We start from the raw sequence: 17,401 nt of genomic DNA on the forward strand, positions 1-17,401 counted from the left end.
AGGGGAGACAATTGGCTGTACAGTTTTTACTAGGTCGGGCAGGTACCGGCAAGACGGCTGCGATCTATTCTGACGTAATAAAGAAGCTCGATGAGGAACGGATGGGTCCCCCTCTAATCTACTTGGTTCCCGAGCAATCAACTTTTCAGGAAGAATATAAATTAATCAATTTGCCCGGGTACTCGAGTCATATCAGAGCACAGGTGTTAAGCTTTGGCCGTCTTTCCTACCGAATATTACAGGAGGTTGGGGGACTGACAACGCTGCCCATTGATGAACGTGGTAAGCAGATGGTGCTACGTCTGCTATTAGAACGTTATCAGGATGAATTAAAGGTGTTTCATCGTTCTGCCTTGCAGCCAGGATTTGCTGAAGAATTGGTACAAATGATCAGTGAATGTAAAAAGTATAGTGTCAGTCTGGAAATGCTGGAGCAGTTACAAATAGAAAATGCAACCCTACAGCATAAATTACATGATTTGCTATTAATCATGAGGGCGTATGAAGAGTATGTTACAGATAAATATTTTGATAGTGATGAACTTTATTCCACAGTTGCCAGCAAGCTGGCTCAATCTAGTTTTATTGCAGATGCAGAGATTTGGATTGATGGTTTTAGTGGTTTTACAAAACAGGAATATGCGTTAATTGAGCAATTGATGTACTGCGCTAAACAAGTAAATATAACTTTATGTTTAGACCCGCAGGATCGGATGAAACCGCTAGATGATCTTTCGCATTTCTATCCAACAATGGAAACGTATCAAAAGCTACTAGATATTGCGATGCGAGGCAATATTCCAATTGAGGAGCCGCGTTTGTTTGAGCATAACTATCGTGTTACTAGTAGTCCATGGCTTGCACAGGTAGAACAAAAATATTTTGACTGGAAAAAGCCTGCTGTTCTGCCTTCACCTAAGCATGTTGACGAGGTAAAGCTGTTTACAGCCGCCAATCGCAGGGCTGAGGTGCAAGCCGTCGCTCTGCAAATTTTGTCACTTGCACGTGATTATGGCTACCGGTATCGTGATATGGCTGTGCTTTTGCGAGAAATGGGTACTTATTCTGAAGAAATTGCTCATGTATTTACGAGCTATGATATACCATACTTTCTTGATCAAAAGAGAACCGTAAGCCATCATCCTTTGATTGAATTTATTCGTTCATCACTTGAGGTTATCTCTAAAAATTGGAGATATGATGCCGTCTTTCGTTGTTTAAAAACTGATTTACTGTCCCCGCTGAATCAGCCGCTTAGCCAATCGAGGGCTGAGATTGATTTACTAGAAAACTATGTGCTGAGCTATGGCATTCAGGGATATTATTGGTCCATGGATGAGTGGGGGTTTCACGGAACTAATATTCTATACGAGCAAATTGAATCCATACGTCAACAATATGCGACACCTCTTCAAACATTTGAGGCTAATATGAGAGTGGCTTGCAAAGCGGGTGTACGCCAAATGGCGACCGTCCTATATGAATTTTTACAAATGCAGGATGTTCCTACCAAACTGGAGGAGTGGCAGGAGCAGGCTGAATTAGAAGGAGATTTGGAAGCTGTCCGTGAGCACGAGCAGGTTTACAATGATGTGATGGATTTATTGGATCAGATTGTAGAAGTAATGGGCGATGAACAAATGGAGCTTGTTACATTTGCCCGGATCATTGATACAGGTCTGGATAGTATTCGTCTTGCCTTAGTTCCTCCTTCGCTGGATCAAGTGGTCATTGGGTCCATGGAGCGCTCCCGTCAACCTGACGTAAAAGCATTGTTCTTGATGGGAGCAAATGAAGGTGTGATCCCCCTACGTCCCAAAGAAGAAGGGATTTTAAACGAGGCGGAGCGAGAAAAGCTGGAAAAGGCAGGTATTGAACTAGCACCAACAGCGAAGCGAAAGCTCATGAACGAGCAATACCTTCTCTATCGTGCTATGACACGACCATCGGAGCGACTATGGATTAGTTGCCCGCTGGCTGATGAAGAAGGCAAAGCCCTGCTACCATCTAGCTTGTACGAAGAGATGAAAAAGACCTTACCTGGTCTTACGATTGGATATTTTCACAACGAACCAACTGCAGAACCACAGTTGGATATAGGATTGCTGGGAAGACCACGACAAGTGTTTAGTCATTTACTCACATTAATTCGGCAATTAAAAAAAGGAATTTCGCTTCCTCCATTTTGGTGGGAGGTGTATGACTGGTTCCTTGAGCATGCAGAAGATGAAAAACGAGAGAAATGGCTGTTATCGGGGCTGGGATATCAAAACCGTGCTTATCCACTTTCCAAAGAAGTTAGTCGTTCCTTGTACGGAAATGAGATTCGGGTAAGTGTTTCCCGATTAGAACGATTCCAAGCCTGTGCCTATTCTCATTTTTCCTCACATGGTCTGCGGTTAAGTGAACGCCAAATGTACCGTCTAGAAAGATTTGATGTGGGTGAGCTTTTTCATGCATCTTTGAAAATGGCAGTAGAGCAAATGAACAAACAGCAGGTTAATTGGAGTGATATGACGGAGCAAGGCAGCATGCAGTTGGCTGATCAGGTGGTGGAGGAGCTTGTTCCACAAACCAGAAGCAGTATTTTGCAACGAACTGCTCGTTATCGTTATGTCACAAAGAAATTAAAACGTGCTGTTGGGCGTGCGATCTCTGTACTGAGTGAGCATGCACGAAGAAGTCAATTTGAACCGATCGGTCTGGAAATTGCTTTTGGTCCTGGCGGAGAAATTCCGGGACTGACTCTGGAACTGGAAGATGGAATCAAATTACATTTGTTAGGTAGAATTGACCGAGTTGATCACTCTGTAGGAACAGAAACTGAATTTTTACGTGTGATTGACTATAAATCGGGTCCGAAAGCCCTTGTTTTGTCCGATGTGTGGAATGGATTGAATCTTCAATTGCTAGTATATCTGGATGTGGCTGTGAGCAACGCTGAGAAATGGGTAGGCAAGCAGGCTGAGGTAGGCGGTGTCTTCTATTATCAAGTAGCAGATCCGTTTGTTGCTGCTAAACAAATGCTAACAGCCGAGCAGGTGGAAGCGGAACGGCAGAATAAGCTGAAAATGAAGGGGCTTATGCTAGCGGACCCACAATTAGCACGCTTAATGGATAGCCAAACGGAATCGGGGAATTCTGATCTGCTTCCGTTTGGGATCAAAAAGGATGGAAGCTTCACTCAATATTCATCAGTAGCTTCCAAGGAGCAGTTTGACCTCCTGCAAAAATATGTCCGCAAATGTATTGTGAAGCTGGGGAAACGATTAACGGATGGAGATATAAGCATCGCGCCTTATATGCAGGGGCCAAGACTTGCATGTCAGACTTGTGCGTATAAGTCGGTTTGTCAGTTCGATAGTTTATTGGAAGGCAATCAGCCACGTTTGTTAAGTAAAAAGACCGATAAGGAAGTTTGGGAGTTAATTCGTGAAGAAGTCTACGAACAAGATGACGCGGGAAGGGAGGTAGGAGCATGAGTGAGCAGGAGAATGTAGTGGAACAAAAGCCGAGTCATTGGACGGATGAGCAGTGGAGAGCCATTATCGAAAAGGGAGATAACCTGCTGGTAGCTGCCGCTGCCGGTTCTGGTAAAACCTCAGTTTTAGTAGAGCGGATTATTCGTAAAATCTCTGACGTTAACGATGCTGTAGGTGTGGATCAGTTACTGGTTGTAACATTTACAAATGCGGCTGCTGCCGAAATGCGCCACCGAATTGGCGATGCTCTGCGTAAAGCCTTGGAAAGCGATCCTACCTCTGCCCATTTACGGAAGCAGTTGGTTTTACTGCAACGAGCAACTATTACAACTTTGCATTCTTTTTGTTTGGGCTTGTTACGTCAGTATTATTTCATGGTGGAGCTTGATCCAGGGTTTCGCATTGCAGATGAAATGGAGGCAGAATTACTGCGCCAGGATGTATTAGAAGAGCAATTTGAACACTGGTATGAATCTGATGAAAGCTTTGCAGCATTAGCTGACGTGATGGTAGAGGGTCAGGATGACGATGCGTTAATGGGATTATTTATGCGATTGTTTGACTTTTCCCAAAGTCATCCGCACCCAGATCGTTGGCTAAAAAATGCAGCCGATATGTTTGCCCATACACAAGTGGAAGAGCTGCACGAATCTCCTTGGGTCGTGACGTTGGCAGGGGCTATTTCTTTAGAGTTATCTGCCCTTGAGTCGCAAGTAAAAAAAGCAATAGCTCTTGCAGAAGAACCAGACGGACCTGGAGCATATGTGCCTTTATTACAGCAGGAGCTTACTTTCATTAATCAAGCGAAATGTGCTGCTGAGCAAGGCTGGAAGCAGTTAGATGACAGTATGAGAAGTATTGCATTCGGTCGATTGCCAGCAGTAAAGGATGCTGACCCGCTGCTTAAAGAACAGGTGCAAAAACTACGCAATGGTGTAAAAGATAAGATAAAGAAGCTACTGGAAGAATATTTCACGATGACGCCTGAGCAATATGCGACAGACCTCAACCGAATGGCTCCGTATATGCAAACACTGGCTCGGCTTGTTAGTGAGTTTAAACAGGCCTTTCGACAAGCTAAGCAAGAACGGGCTCTTGTTGATTTTAGCGATCTGGAGCATATGGCACTACGAATTTTGCAGCAGGAACAAGAGGATGGTAGCTTCGTCCCCTCTGCTATTGCTATGCAACTACAGGAACAATTTGCTGAAGTGCTAGTCGATGAGTATCAGGATATCAATCTTGTGCAGGAAACGATTTTGCAGTTGGTATCAAGGAAAGAGACAGCAGGAGTGGCAGCAAATCGTTTCATGGTAGGGGATGTTAAACAGAGTATTTATCGCTTCCGACTTGCTGAGCCTAATCTATTTATGCAAAAGTACGATTCGTATGAAACCAATGAAGAAAAGGACCCTTTTGCTCCTAAGGAAAAGAGTGTGCCTTTGGAGCTGAAGGGAAAGCGAATTGATTTGGCCGCTAACTTCCGCAGTCGAAAGGAAGTAGTGGATGCTGTCAATTATCTGTTTCGTCTAGTCATGACTCCGCGTGTAGGCGAGATTACTTACGATCAAGCAGCAGAATTGATTGGTCGGGCTTCCTATCCAGAGATAGAGCCAGAGCAATTGGCGGTAGAAGTACATTTAATCGATCGTACGGGGGTTGAATCGGAGGAGTCCAGTTCAGGGCAAGTATCGGAGCGAGCAGGTACTAGCTCTATAGGGAGTATAGATAGCTATGATAGTGAAGGAGAAGCTCTACCTACTCTTGAAGAGGAAGCCTCTGTTGCTCAGCTAGAAGCACGATTGATTGCCAAGCGTATTAAGGAATGGCTAGAGCTTGGTGTGGGCGGTCAGACGTTACTTGTATTTGATAAAAAAACACAGGGAATGCGTCCCCTAGAATATCGGGATATTGTTATTTTGCTTCGAGCTACCGCGGGCTGGGGACAAGCAATAGCAGACGAATGTAAGCAGGCTGGAATACCTATCTATGTAGAACAGAATCAGGGTTACTTTTCTGCGAATGAAGTGGATGTAATCATGTCATTATTACGTGTCATAGATAATCCAAAGCAGGATATCCCATTAACGGCGGTACTTCGCTCTCCTCTTATTGGACTTAGCGAAGAAGATTTAGCTCAGATTCGAGTGTTGACTCCTACGGGGCCTTTTTATCAGGCAGTCGAACAGTATGTCATGACAGAGGAGGAGCAGTTGAATCGAGTCGTAATGGCCAAGCTTCGCCGATTCTATAGGATGGTGCAGGGCTGGCGAACAAGGGGAAGACGAAGCTCGGTAGCAGAGTTATTGTCTGATATTTATACAGAGACAGGCTATGTTGATTATGTAGCATCACTGGAAAATGGATCACAGCGCCAGGCAAATCTACGCGCTTTATATGACAGAGCGAAGCAATACGAAGCTACCTCGTATCGTGGATTGTTTCGATTTTTACGCTTTATTGATCGAATGCAGGAGCAAGAGAATGATCTTGGAGAGGCGCGGACCATTACAGAAAGTGAAAATGTAGTCCGTTTAATGACTATCCATAAAAGTAAGGGATTGGAGTTTCCGGTCGTATTTGTGGCTGGAATGGGTAAACAGTTTAACCAAAGCGATATGAAAGGTCGTTTTTTACTGCACAAGGACTTAGGTTTTGGCCCACAGGTAGCTGACGCGGATTTGCGCCTGCGTTATCCAAGCTTAGCTTTTTTAGGAATTCGTCAAAAGCTTAAATTAGAGATGCTAGCAGAAGAGATGCGTGTACTTTATGTTGCACTGACTAGGGCTAGAGAGAAGCTTATCCTTGTAGGCTCAGCTAAGGACTTGAGCAAATCAGCCATCGCCTGGTGCAGCCAGTCTACTGATAAAGAGACCCTATCTGATGAAGATTTAATCCAAGCGAAAGGATATCTTGATTGGATTGGTCGAGCATTAGTACGGCACAAACATGGAGAACCTTTACGCTTGCTGTGTCCAGAAAGTCAGGATATTTCCTCGATTCCGCTAGTGCGAGATCCGTCTGTGTGGCAGTTCCAGTTTTATCAGCCGAGTGATCTGATGGCGATAACCGAACAAAGTGAGCATGATGAGGAGGTTTTCTCCTTATTGCAGAAACGAAAGCCAGTTCCTGATCATCCACATGCAGAGGAATGGCGTGATAAGATTAGGTCTGTACTGGAGTGGCAGTATGCTTCACAGGTCGTGTCACAGGTGCCGGCTAAATGGACTGTTAGCGAATTGAAGAGCCAAGCTGTAAATCTAGCCGATGGAGCAGAAGGAGCTGGAGTTAAGCTTGATTGGGAGAATGGGCGTATTGACACGCAATCTCAAGTGGTAGCAGGAATAGAAAGCCAAATGGATAGACAGTTAACCACTCAGGCTGCAGCCGAAGAGCGCGGTCACCTTAATGCAAGCCTTGAGCAAATAGCAGAGGGTCCGAGGCTACGTCGGTCAAGGCTCACAAAGAAGCCGAGATTCCTAACTGAAATGGACAAGAAGAGTGAGGGTATAAACACCGAAAAATGTGATCCGAAAATCATAACAAATAGTGATTCTGTAATTATCAAGGAAGAAAGATGCGAGAAGCTGGTAAATCAAACGAAGTATGAAAAACCTATTTTTACGAAGGCAGAAATAGGTACCTTTACGCATTTGATTATGCAAAATCTACAGTTGAATAGAGCCTTAGATCAGGCGGACGTTACTGACCAAATCGAGCAGATGATAGCAGAACAGATGCTAACTAGGGAGCAAGTCAATGTGGTGGATATTGCTTCTATAGCTCGTTTTTTTGCCAGTGATTTAGGACAGCGCATGCAAAAGGCTACCAAGGTGTACAGAGAGCTACCATTTACGCTTGCCGTTCCTTTACGTGATATTAGATCTCGCTTGCTTGCTGAACAAGCAGAATTATTATTATCTGATTCAGGTGACGAACGGGTACTTGTACAGGGGGTAATTGATTGTGTCATTCGTGAGGCAGACGGTGGATTGACTTTGATCGATTATAAAACAGATCAATTACCAGCAGACGAGGCTAAAGCGGCTCAGATGCTTCGGACAAGATACAATGAGCAAATAAGCTTGTACGCACTCGCTCTTGAGGAGAGCTGGAAAGAGCCAGTTGCGAACCGCTATTTGATAGCTATGTCAACAGGACTTGCGGTTCCATTGCATGAAGAGTAAGGACGATTGAAAAAATGAAGAGGTTTCCCGAAAATCGAAATGAAAGAGGGGAGCCTCTTCGTTTTATTTTTTATCTTGTTTCATCATCACCATCATAGTGAGTACAATACAAGACAGAAGGCTAGTGGTGCCGATCGTAGCACCAATAAATGCAATTCCCAAGCCTCCAAACCCACTTACATTGATGCTATATAGAACTGCTATACTGCTGACAATAAATACGACCGTTGAAGGGATATACATAAGAATCATGTTTTCAGGTTTTTTGATGTACAGAAAGTAGGAAATAGAGAATAAGCCCAAAAAGGTAATGATAGCTATCATGATTATGCCCAACAAATAAACATCACCATCCTTGCGTTGTTGGCTTAGCTTATCCAATTTTTAAACAGGAAATTTAGTGATGAGTAAGCACTTTACCGACAACATGTGAGTTTTCTTATCAGTTGACCGCAACTTCCCTCGATTTTTAGCGTACTAGTATGGAGGGGGAAGAAAGATATGGAAAGTAGAGAATATATGGAGTTTATGGGGGCCTTAACTGCAATAGCGCTACCTGTCTCCTTGGGATTATTGCTTGCCTATTTTATTCGGAAACTGCCTGAATGGTTCAAGTGATGATGACATTCTTTTCGTACCGCATGATTTCTTCTATTGCTGGCATCATAGATGATAGATTCATCATAATTACTAACATAGAAAAGCAGGTATGGTCCTTTGCTATTTGCGAAAAGACATGCCTGCTTTTACATTTCTACATATAAAAAAAGAGATAATAACATGTTGGGAAGGCCTGCTAAAAAAAAATGAACGGCCCACATTTGCTGTTTTTTGTGTTTTTTATCATAAAAAAGAGAGCGTTCATGCATTCTGCTACTATCTAATAGAAAGGTAGAAATGAATGCGCTGATCCCCCAGAATAAGGCGCCAAGGATAACAGCTACTTTAAGCATGAGTAGGTGGTCTTGAATGAGTAATGAGACAAGGAGTGAGACAAGTAAACCTAAACTTAATGATTTTAACATGAATCCCCCCTCCTTTCTCACTCATTTTTACGCTTGGCAGGCCGAAAAGGTTACAGGAAAAAATGCCATAAATCTATTCTTTATTACGGTGATTGGATAACGGAGGGGAACGTGCTATACTTTGAAGAAAAAATTCGGGAGGAACCCTACGATGCAACCAATATCAGACAAAGAATGGAACCATTTTAAGCAAAAGCATGAAGATACAGCAATTATGCTAATTACGTGCCCTGATCGTCCCGGGATCGTCTCGACAGTTTCCCGATATCTATATGAACAAGGTGCTAATATCATTCAATCTGACCAATATACGACCGACCCGGAAGGTGGACGCTTTTTCATGCGGATTGAATTTAAGCAAAACCGTCTACAAGAGTGCTGGGAGTCATTAAATCAGGGGTTTGCACCGATTGCCAAACAATTTGAGATGGAATGGAAGCTAGTAGAGGCATGCAAGCGTAAGCGTATGGCCATTTTTGTATCGAAAGAAGATCATTGCCTAGTAGAATTGCTGTGGCAGTACAGTGCAGGATACTTACATGCGGATATTGCGATGGTTATCAGTAATCACTTGGATACGAAAGATATTGTAGAAGCGATGGGGATTCCTTTCTATCATATTCCTGTGACAAAGGACACGAAACAAGAAGCTGAGCAAAAGCAAATCGAGCTCATCAAAGGCAAGGTAGATATGATTGTATTAGCTCGTTATATGCAAATTTTATCGCCGACCTTCCTGCAGGATTTTCCATGCCAAATTATCAATATTCATCACTCCTTCCTACCAGCTTTCGTAGGAGCGAAGCCATATGAACGAGCGTATGAGCGTGGCGTTAAATTAATTGGTGCTACTGCACATTACGTAACGGAAGAACTGGATGCGGGCCCGATTATTGAGCAGGGAGTAGAACGTGTTACTCACCGTGATGATGTAGATGATCTGAAGCGTTTGGGTAAACAAATAGAGCGGACCGTGTTGGCCCGCGCTGTTCATTGGCATTTAGAAGATCGAGTTTTGGTTCATCAAAATAAAACCGTAGTTTTCCCATAAAGATCGGGCAATTCTTGCTGTAGAACGTGGTTGATATAGGAGATGACCTGCTGAGATTCAGGACCATGTAAAATAACATGACCGGAGTTTGGGAAGTATTGAACAGTGGTTTGCTTGCTCGTCACCTTTCGCTGTAGATACTCAGCGCTAACAGCTTGAACAGTATCATCTCTTTTCCCTTGAATAATGTAGTACGGGCATGTAACACGATGCATCATTAGCTTTGTTTCAGCTAAAAGCCTGCGGAACTGAAGCATGCTGGAAAGCGGAATACGGAACAGGCTAGCCAGGTATTTGTTGCTGTAGTTACTGAAGTCTTCTTTTAAATTAGAAAGGGATTGGGGAATGTCCCAATAGTAGTATGGTGTACACAGAGTAAACAAGAGTCGAACGGGGTAACGAGCGGCTAGATGGAAGGCGAGTAAGCCACCCATTGAAAAACCGATGATCACTGTGACATCTACGCGCATGTTAAGTCGGTGATAGGCCTGCTCGGCTGAATGTATCCATTGCTTGCGAGTAGAATGCTTCAAATGATAACGATCGGTCCCATGACCTTCTAATGTAGGGCATTCAACAGTATAGCCTTGACTACGCAAAAATTGAACGAGAGGTAACACATCATTAATTTTGCCTGCAAATCCATGTAAAACAAGGAAGCCAAGCGTGGTAGCCATTTGCAAGCTCCTTTCTAAATAAAAAAGGCGACCCAAGGGTTGCCTTTTTTTGCCTAGAATACAGGTATTCTTAGCTCTAACAAGCGCAACAGAAGAGATGCTTTTGCTTATGTGCAAAGCCAAGCTTACGATGTCTTGTTAGGTTATGCGAAATCAAACGAAAGTAACCGTGTTAGTTAGACGGCAACGGTTTTTAACTCGTTTGCCACTTGGAAGGAAGCGGCGGTGCAGGCTTTAATATCATCTGCTGTGAAGCCATCCGCTACTTCGATTAAAGTAAGGCCTTCTGAGGTTACGTCAAATACTGCACGATCAGTAATAATCCGGTTAACCACTTGTTTCCCGGTTAAAGGAAGCGTGCAGGCAGGAAGAATTTTGCTCTCTCCATGCTTATTTACATGCTCCATAATCACCACAATTTTTTTCGCACCGTGGACCAAATCCATGGCCCCGCCCATTCCTTTTACCATTTTCCCTGGAATCATCCAATTAGCTAAATCACCCTTCTCGGATACCTCCATCGCACCCAGAATGGCCAAATCAATATGCCCCCCGCGGATCATGCCAAAGGACTCAGCAGAGGAGAAATAGGAAGCACCAGAAGTGGCTGTAACGGTCTCTTTTCCAGCGTTGATCAAATCAGGGTCGATATCATCAGCATACGGATAAGGGCCGATGCCCAGCAACCCATTTTCTGATTGTAAAACTACGGTTTTACCCTCCGCAATATAGTTAGCCACCAGTGTAGGCATACCAATTCCCAAATTTACATAAAAACCATCCTCGATTTCCTGAGCGGCACGCATGGCCACTTGCTCGCGAGACAAGGTCATGGATAACTACCTCCTTATTTTAAACAGTGAGTAAGCGTATGATTAAACATTATTAATGTTTGAGGTTGTTCAATAATATTTTAATAATGTTATATCAGGCTTTCTGAACAGTGCGCCGTTCGATGCGTTTTTCAAAGGAAGGGGCTTTAATCAAGCGTTGTACGTATATGCTTGGAGTATGAATATAATCAGGGTCAAGTTCACCTGCCGCTACGATTTCTTCCACCTCAACAAGCGTGACTTTGCCAGCCGCCGCCATCATTGGATTAAAGTTACGTGCGGTTTTATGATAAATGAGATTACCGAGCGTATCTGCCTTCCAAGCTTTGATTAATGCAAAATCACCTGTAATCGCAGTTTCCATTAGGTATTCTTTATCATTAAAAATGCGAGTTTCACGCCCTTCGGCAATAGGTGTGCCGACACCAGCCGGCGTATAAAAAGCAGGAATGCCAGCCCCACCAGCACGAATTCTTTCCGCTAACGTACCTTGTGGCGTTAATTCTACCTCCAGTTCACCGGAGAGGAATTGCCGCTCAAATTCTTTGTTCTCCCCTACATAAGAGCTGACCATTTTCTTAATTTGCTTTTGCTGTAGCATGAGGCCAAGCCCCCAATCATCCACGCCGCAATTATTTGAAACCACGGTTAACCCCTTGACCCCTTTATTACGCAAGGCAATGATCAGATTTTCCGGAATACCGCAGAGTCCAAACCCACCTACTAATAACGTAGCCCCATCATGAATATCCGCAACCATGTCGTTATATGATTCATAAATCTTTGCCACGATGCACCTCTCCCTCCTGTTTAAAAAAAGCTATCACAGTTTTGTACGATCTGGGATGTGTGTAAGCGTTTTATAAGATGAATTTTATCAGACTATTCAAAAAGATAAAAGGGTAGAATACAACTTTGGCTACCTATCATATCTTTTCTTTTTAAGGTAAGATTACTAAGGATAGATAGAGAGTTTTGAAACGGAGGAAACCTGCATGATAAAAATGTTTGTAAGCGATTTGGATGGCACTTTACTAACAGATGAGAAAAAAATTGATCCGGCCGATCGTGAGGCATTGCTGTTTTTAGCTAAAAAGGGAATCCAAATTTGTATTGCCAGCGGTCGTATTGATAGAGATATTAAATGGGTCATTGAGGAGCTAGGTCATCAATGCCATCGTGTGAGCCAAAATGGTGGTTTTGTTATTACGCGAGAAGAGCAGTTACTGCATGCTTGCGATTTTGATCCAGAGATGGCTCGGAAATTGTGTGAGACAGGGCAGGAATTCGATGCAATAAGCTTGGTGAGTGTGGGCGATGATGTGTACCTGACTAAAAAAACAGCGTACAAGGAAATAGAAGAGGCTCATAAGGAACAAATTAAAGAGGAGCCAAACCTTATTAATATGTTCAGCGATCAGCTAAAACCAACTAAATTAACATATATCGGTGAAATGGAGACATTAAAGCAATTGCAGCAAAAGGTTCATGAGCTCTACCCTGAACAATTTGATTCATTTGTATCCTTTAGCGATTGTCTAGATTTAATGCCTTTACATGTTAGTAAAGGGGATGGTGTAAGCCGATTGATGAAAAACCTAGGTCTATCACCGGATGAAGTGGCTTGCATCGGGGATTCCTACAATGATCTGCCTATGTTTGAAGCAGTGACGCACAGCTTTGCCATGGGACATGCTGACGAGCCTATTAAAGAAAAAGCGGCTCATACAGTAAAGAGCGTGCGCGAGGCAGCAGAGTGGGTCGCTTTGCAAAACGGCTGGGAGTTGACACCTTCATATCCATCTAAATAGCAGGAATAATAAGACGCGGCTCTATATAGCACCTAGCTTATATCGACATGATACTAGTCAACAAAACGATCAACCAGATTCCATAAGTCTGCTTCTTCGCCAGTCCTTTGGTAATTGGTGGAATAATGGAAGAAGACGTAATTATGTAAATGATGGTAAATTTAATCAAAATGAAGGGAGGAAAGAAGAGAGTATTACAGAAATAGAAGATAGACGAGAAAAGCTATGTTTGGAAGATTTTCAATCCTTACCGCGTACGAATAGGTAACGAAATAACAAATAACAATAGATTTCCATAAACGGTAGATCGAAAAGGGGCTGTCAACTCAATGGATAGCCTTTTTTCCATTGGTCAAGCTTTCAGGTATAATAGTGAAAATCAGTTTATTTCACAAAGAGGTGACCTATGAATCGTCGAAAGGGGCTGGTGTACGTATGTATTCTACTATTGGCACTAGCTGTTCAATTTGTATTTTCTTCTCAACCGTATGGACAACAGGATATACGCGGACAATTAAAAAAATATCTCGACCTACATGATGTTCAAGAAAAAGTTGGAAATATTTCATTTCAATATGTAAACAAGGAGGTAAGCTTTGAAAATAATGGTGTAGAAGGAGTTTTAGAATTTTTCATTCGTAAAGGAGGCCATTTCTTTGGTTTTATGTTCATTGGAATCATGCTGTTCCAAGCCATTCGCTATTTCTCTTCCCCTGCTTATTCATTGCCATGGAGCTTGTTTTTAAGCCTGTTTTTAGGGGTGCTAGATGAATGGCATCAGTCCTTTACACCCGATCGCTCTGCACTCGTTACCGATGTTGTGCTTGATTTTTCGGGAGCCTTCATTGGCATAATATTTTTATTTGTCTATACAATTTTAAGAAAAAAACAAAAAAGTTTAAAAATGTTGTAACAGAATACTCACAGGTGTTAACATTTTACCGTAGGGTTGATGATAAAATTTAGAAAATCAACCATCATAAAGAGAGATAACACCACTATAGAATTAGGAAAAAGAAGGGAAGTCTGTTAAATGAAAGTACCTGTTGGTATTTCAAACCGTCATATTCACTTATCACAACAAGATCTGGATCAATTATTTGGACCTGGCTATGAACTTAAAAAGCTAAAAGATCTAAAACAAGTTGGTCAGTACGCAGCAGAAGAAACGGTTAACATTGTTGGGCCAAAAGGTAGAATTAATAAAGTGCGTGTATTGGGACCGGTACGTAAAGCGACCCAACTAGAAGTATCCCGCACGGACAGCTTTGTCTTGGGTGTAGAACCTCCAGTACGTGATTCTGGAGACATTAAGGGCAGCCCTGGCATCACTCTCGAAGGTCCTCACGGAACTGTTACCATTGATGAAGGTGTTATTATTGCATTCCGTCACATTCACTTCTCTGAAGAAGAAGCAAAAGAATTTGGCGTAAAAGACAAACAATTTGTTTCCGTTGAAGTTCCAGGAACTCGTTCCATTGTGTTTGAAAATGTATTGTGCCGTGTGCATAAGGATTTCCGTTTGGAATTGCACATTGATACGGACGAAGCCAATGCTGCTGGTCTTAAAAACAACATGGAATTAGAAGTTATTGTACCAGTTGATAATCGCGACACCTATTCTAAGTTTAAAGCACAGGAGAAAAAGCTAAGTCTTGTTCTTAACTGTGGTAGTTCCTCTGTTAAATATCAATTGTTCGAATTGCCTTCCCGTAAAGTAATCGATAAAGGCATTGTAGAAGAAGTAAAACGCGATGCTTATGAACAAGCTATTAAGGCTATCTTTGATAAATACAAGCAATATGATATCTCTATGGTATCTCATCGTGTCGTTCACGGTGGAGAGGATTTCAAGGAATCCGTGATTATTACGGACGACGTAAAACAAAAAATTGATGCATTGTCTCGATTTGCACCTCTTCATAACCCTATCAATCTACTAGGAATTGAATTGGCGCAAAAAATTCGTCCAGATGCGCTACACGTAGCCGTATTTGATACAGCTTTCCATCAAACAATGCCTCCAGTATCATATTTATACCCATTGCCATATGAGTACTACGAGAAATACGGCATTCGCAAATACGGCTTCCATGGAACGTCTCACCGTTATGTTGTTCAACGTGCTGAGCAATTAATGGGTACTCCAAAAGAAAAATTACGTCTAATTAGTTGCCATATTGGTAGCGGTGCAAGCATCACGGCTGTTCGCTATGGCCAATCCATTGATACATCTATGGGTATGACTCCACTAGCGGGTGTAATGATGGGTACTCGTAGCGGTAACATTGATCCAGGTATCTTGCCATACATCGCTGAAATCGAAAAAACAGATACAGCGGGTGCAATGGAAATTTTGAACAAAGAAAGCGGTGTGCTAGGTTTATCTGGCATCTCCAGCGACTTGCGTGACATTGAAAAAGCATCAGCAGAAGGTAATGAGCGTGCTAAATTAGCACTTGAATTATTCGCTCAACGCCTACATGACTTCATTGGTTTGTACTTGGCCCGCTTAAATGGCATCGACGGTATCATCTTTACAGCAGGTGTAGGCGAAAACAGTGAATTGGTTCGTCAATTGGTATGTAACGGACTAGAATACGCTGGTGTTATTCTTGATAAAGAAGCAAATCGCAACAACAAAGGAGAGGGCTTCATCAACAGTCCTTACTCTCCAGTTAAGATTATGGTAATCCCAACTAATGAAGAATTGGTGATGGCTACCGATGCTTACCAGCTTTTCCTAAATAAAACAGATATGGTACAAGTATAAAAGTGAAGAATGGGCTTTTCATTAAATCGTTTTGTCTGCTATACTTAGGAAATGAGCCTGTATGAAGTGAGGTTCTCGACACTTGGTGAAAAGATAAAAGGAGTGCAAAATGGATGGCAGTAGAAGTTGGAAGCATCATTGAAGGAAAAGTGACGGCAATTAAACCTTTTGGTATGTTTGTTGCTGTGGATGAAACGCAACAAGGACTAGTTCACATTTCCCAAGTTGCAAATGGTTTTGTAAAGGATATTAATGATCACTTTTCCGTTGGAGCTGCTGTGAAGGTTAAAGTACTCTCCATCGATGATGCGGGTAAGATCTCCCTTTCCGTTCGCGCAGCTTTACCAGCACCAGAACGCGAAGCTCGCGACGAACAAAAAGATCGTGGTGGAGAACGTGGCGGCTATCGTGGTGGGGGTAATCGTGGTGGAGACCGTAGCTTCAGTAAGCGTGACACTCCTAAGGACTCATTTGAGGACAAAATGAAAAAATGGTTGAAGCACAGCGAAGAAAACATAGCTACCATCAATAAAAAACAGAATAAGCGCGGATACTAATCGCAGCGATGTTATAAACAGAAAAGAGGGACTATCATAGTTCCTCTTTTCTTTTTCATGTGTAAGGATAGGATGCGGATATTTTCTGAGAACAGGTGGTAATAAAACATGCGAAGAGAACTTTTGCAAGATGTAACTGAGATCATGCAGATAACGGAAGAAGAACGAGCCATACCGGAAGTGGCTCTGTTTACGGTAACTTATCTAAGTGATAATCACCCTGTAAAAGCGCTTTTAGCTATTCCAGATGAGAAATTGATACCACATCAAAAGGTGGTAGAGCCCTTGCCAGCCCTTCTCTACTGTCGAGGTGGCTATAAAAAAATCGGAAGGGTTCAGCCATTACGAATTTCTCAAATGGCAGCTTTCGGTTATGTTATTGTTGCTCCTCACTATCGGGGAAATGAAGGCGCCCCTGGTAAAGACGAATTTGGCGGAGCAGAGCTGGAGGATGTGCATCAAGCTTATGGTTTACTTGCTAACATGCCTTTTGTAGATCGCAGCCGGATACATCTGTATGGCTTCTCCAGAGGGGCAATGATGGCACTGCGCGCTAGCATGATACCGAACCGTTTTGCGTCCGTGGTTGTTTGGAGCGGTGTAAGTGATATGCATCTTACGTATGCAGAACGGGAGGATTTGCGGCCCTTGCTGAAAAAAATGATGGGTGACCCAGATTCTGCTCCTGAAGCGTATGAGAGCCGTTCTCCAGTGAGAGAGGTCGAAAAAATCACCTGTCCCGTGTTAATCATTCATGGCAAAATCGATCAGAATGTTGGGGTAGAGCATGCGAATCGTTTGGCAAAAGCTCTAGTCCTACATCACAAGCCACATGAGCTTTGGCTGGTGGAAGATGCTTCCCATTTATTTACCGCGGAACAGATTGGGACATATACCAAAGCAATGTTTCAGTGGTTAGAGGGGATTACATTGGAAAGCTCTCAACAATTTTATAAATAGACAAGGAAAGACAATAACATATGTAAAAACGCAGTCCAGAAACAT

13 protein-coding genes and 1 pseudogene are annotated in these 17,401 nt (G+C 42.8%); 9 read left to right on the forward strand and 5 right to left on the reverse strand.

The window, feature by feature from the left end; genetic code table 11:
• Positions 1-11 precede the first annotated feature (11 nt).
• Both addB and addA read left to right on the forward strand, forming a co-directional pair.
• Positions 12-3,482 carry a helicase-exonuclease AddAB subunit AddB gene (gene addB / locus AYJ08_RS08615; RefSeq protein ID WP_064017370.1) on the forward strand — a complete coding sequence of 1,157 codons (3,471 nt, stop codon included), beginning with the start codon at positions 12-14 and terminating at the stop codon, positions 3,480-3,482.
• Positions 3,479-7,669, forward strand: a complete 4,191-nt coding sequence (gene addA, locus AYJ08_RS08620) for a helicase-exonuclease AddAB subunit AddA (protein ID WP_064017371.1) — start codon at positions 3,479-3,481, stop codon at positions 7,667-7,669. Before addB ends, addA begins: the two co-directional genes overlap by 4 nt.
• Positions 7,670-7,732: 63 nt before the next feature.
• On the opposite strand, the gene AYJ08_RS08625 is transcribed toward addA, so the two are convergent.
• Together AYJ08_RS08625 and AYJ08_RS08630 are read right to left on the reverse strand one after the other, a co-directional pair.
• The gene (locus tag AYJ08_RS08625) at positions 7,733-8,005 is read right to left on the reverse strand and encodes a hypothetical protein (RefSeq protein ID WP_231929059.1); all 273 of its coding nucleotides are present in this window, start codon (positions 8,003-8,005) and stop codon (positions 7,733-7,735) included.
• 410 nt (positions 8,006-8,415) lie between these two features.
• Complete coding sequence (locus AYJ08_RS08630) at positions 8,416-8,694, reverse strand: DUF5316 family protein (RefSeq protein WP_035292398.1); 279 nt, start codon at positions 8,692-8,694, stop codon at positions 8,416-8,418.
• Between the two features lie 151 nt (positions 8,695-8,845).
• On the opposite strand from AYJ08_RS08630, the gene purU reads away from it, so the two are divergent.
• A complete protein-coding gene (gene purU / locus AYJ08_RS08635; RefSeq protein WP_064017373.1) occupies positions 8,846-9,745 on the forward strand; it encodes a formyltetrahydrofolate deformylase in 900 nt (299 codons plus the stop codon).
• Here the strand turns inward: purU and AYJ08_RS08640 are convergent.
• The 3 genes from AYJ08_RS08640 to AYJ08_RS08650 all read right to left on the reverse strand — a co-directional run bounded on the left by AYJ08_RS08640 (position 9,718) and on the right by AYJ08_RS08650 (position 12,045).
• Complete coding sequence (locus AYJ08_RS08640; RefSeq protein WP_064017374.1) at positions 9,718-10,422, reverse strand: alpha/beta hydrolase; 705 nt, start codon at positions 10,420-10,422, stop codon at positions 9,718-9,720. The genes purU and AYJ08_RS08640 overlap by 28 nt on opposite strands.
• Positions 10,423-10,598: 176 nt before the next feature.
• A complete protein-coding gene (locus AYJ08_RS08645) occupies positions 10,599-11,255 on the reverse strand; it encodes a CoA transferase subunit B (protein ID WP_064017375.1) in 657 nt (218 codons plus the stop codon).
• A 94-nt stretch (positions 11,256-11,349) separates the two neighbouring features.
• The gene (locus tag AYJ08_RS08650; protein ID WP_064017376.1) at positions 11,350-12,045 is read right to left on the reverse strand and encodes a CoA transferase subunit A; all 696 of its coding nucleotides are present in this window, start codon (positions 12,043-12,045) and stop codon (positions 11,350-11,352) included.
• A 205-nt stretch (positions 12,046-12,250) separates the two neighbouring features.
• On the opposite strand from AYJ08_RS08650, the gene AYJ08_RS08655 reads away from it, so the two are divergent.
• The 6 genes and pseudogenes from AYJ08_RS08655 (at position 12,251) to AYJ08_RS08675 (ending at position 17,356) form a co-directional block, all read left to right on the forward strand.
• The gene (locus tag AYJ08_RS08655) at positions 12,251-13,066 is read left to right on the forward strand and encodes a Cof-type HAD-IIB family hydrolase (protein WP_064017377.1); all 816 of its coding nucleotides are present in this window, start codon (positions 12,251-12,253) and stop codon (positions 13,064-13,066) included.
• A 406-nt stretch (positions 13,067-13,472) separates the two neighbouring features.
• Positions 13,473-13,979 carry a VanZ family protein gene (locus AYJ08_RS08660; RefSeq protein ID WP_064017378.1) on the forward strand — a complete coding sequence of 169 codons (507 nt, stop codon included), beginning with the start codon at positions 13,473-13,475 and terminating at the stop codon, positions 13,977-13,979.
• Positions 13,980-14,099: 120 nt separating this feature from the next.
• Positions 14,100-14,597 (forward strand): annotated as a pseudogene (gene pduL / locus AYJ08_RS24410) (phosphate propanoyltransferase); the annotation flags it as partial.
• Positions 14,598-14,759: 162 nt separating this feature from the next.
• A complete protein-coding gene (locus tag AYJ08_RS24415) occupies positions 14,760-15,839 on the forward strand; it encodes an acetate/propionate family kinase (protein ID WP_231929062.1) in 1,080 nt (359 codons plus the stop codon).
• Between the two features lie 113 nt (positions 15,840-15,952).
• Entirely contained in the window at positions 15,953-16,396 is a 444-nt protein-coding gene (locus AYJ08_RS08670; protein WP_003334483.1) for a S1 RNA-binding domain-containing protein, read from the forward strand.
• A gap of 108 nt (positions 16,397-16,504) precedes the next feature.
• Positions 16,505-17,356, forward strand: coding sequence for an alpha/beta hydrolase family protein (locus tag AYJ08_RS08675; protein WP_064017380.1), 852 nt, complete (start codon positions 16,505-16,507; stop codon positions 17,354-17,356).
• The last annotated feature ends 45 nt before the right edge of the window (positions 17,357-17,401 follow it).

Origin of the sequence: Brevibacillus sp. SKDU10, from assembly GCF_001645205.1 — a bacterium.
Lineage (GTDB): Bacteria > Bacillota > Bacilli > Brevibacillales > Brevibacillaceae > Brevibacillus_B > Brevibacillus_B halotolerans.

Coding starts and splice junctions, on each gene's coding strand:
- AYJ08_RS08645 (WP_064017375.1), bottom strand. CDS start 11,255: ATGACCTTGTCTCGCGAGCAAGTGGCCATGCGTGCCGCTCAGGAAATC.
- AYJ08_RS08640 (WP_064017374.1), bottom strand. CDS start 10,422: ATGGCTACCACGCTTGGCTTCCTTGTTTTACATGGATTTGCAGGCAAA.
- AYJ08_RS08655 (WP_064017377.1), top strand. CDS start 12,251: ATGATAAAAATGTTTGTAAGCGATTTGGATGGCACTTTACTAACAGAT.
- addA (WP_064017371.1), top strand. CDS start 3,479: ATGAGTGAGCAGGAGAATGTAGTGGAACAAAAGCCGAGTCATTGGACG.
- AYJ08_RS08675 (WP_064017380.1), top strand. CDS start 16,505: ATGCGAAGAGAACTTTTGCAAGATGTAACTGAGATCATGCAGATAACG.
- purU (WP_064017373.1), top strand. CDS start 8,846: ATGCAACCAATATCAGACAAAGAATGGAACCATTTTAAGCAAAAGCAT.
- AYJ08_RS08670 (WP_003334483.1), top strand. CDS start 15,953: ATGGCAGTAGAAGTTGGAAGCATCATTGAAGGAAAAGTGACGGCAATT.
- AYJ08_RS08630 (WP_035292398.1), bottom strand. CDS start 8,694: ATGTTAAAATCATTAAGTTTAGGTTTACTTGTCTCACTCCTTGTCTCA.
- AYJ08_RS08660 (WP_064017378.1), top strand. CDS start 13,473: ATGAATCGTCGAAAGGGGCTGGTGTACGTATGTATTCTACTATTGGCA.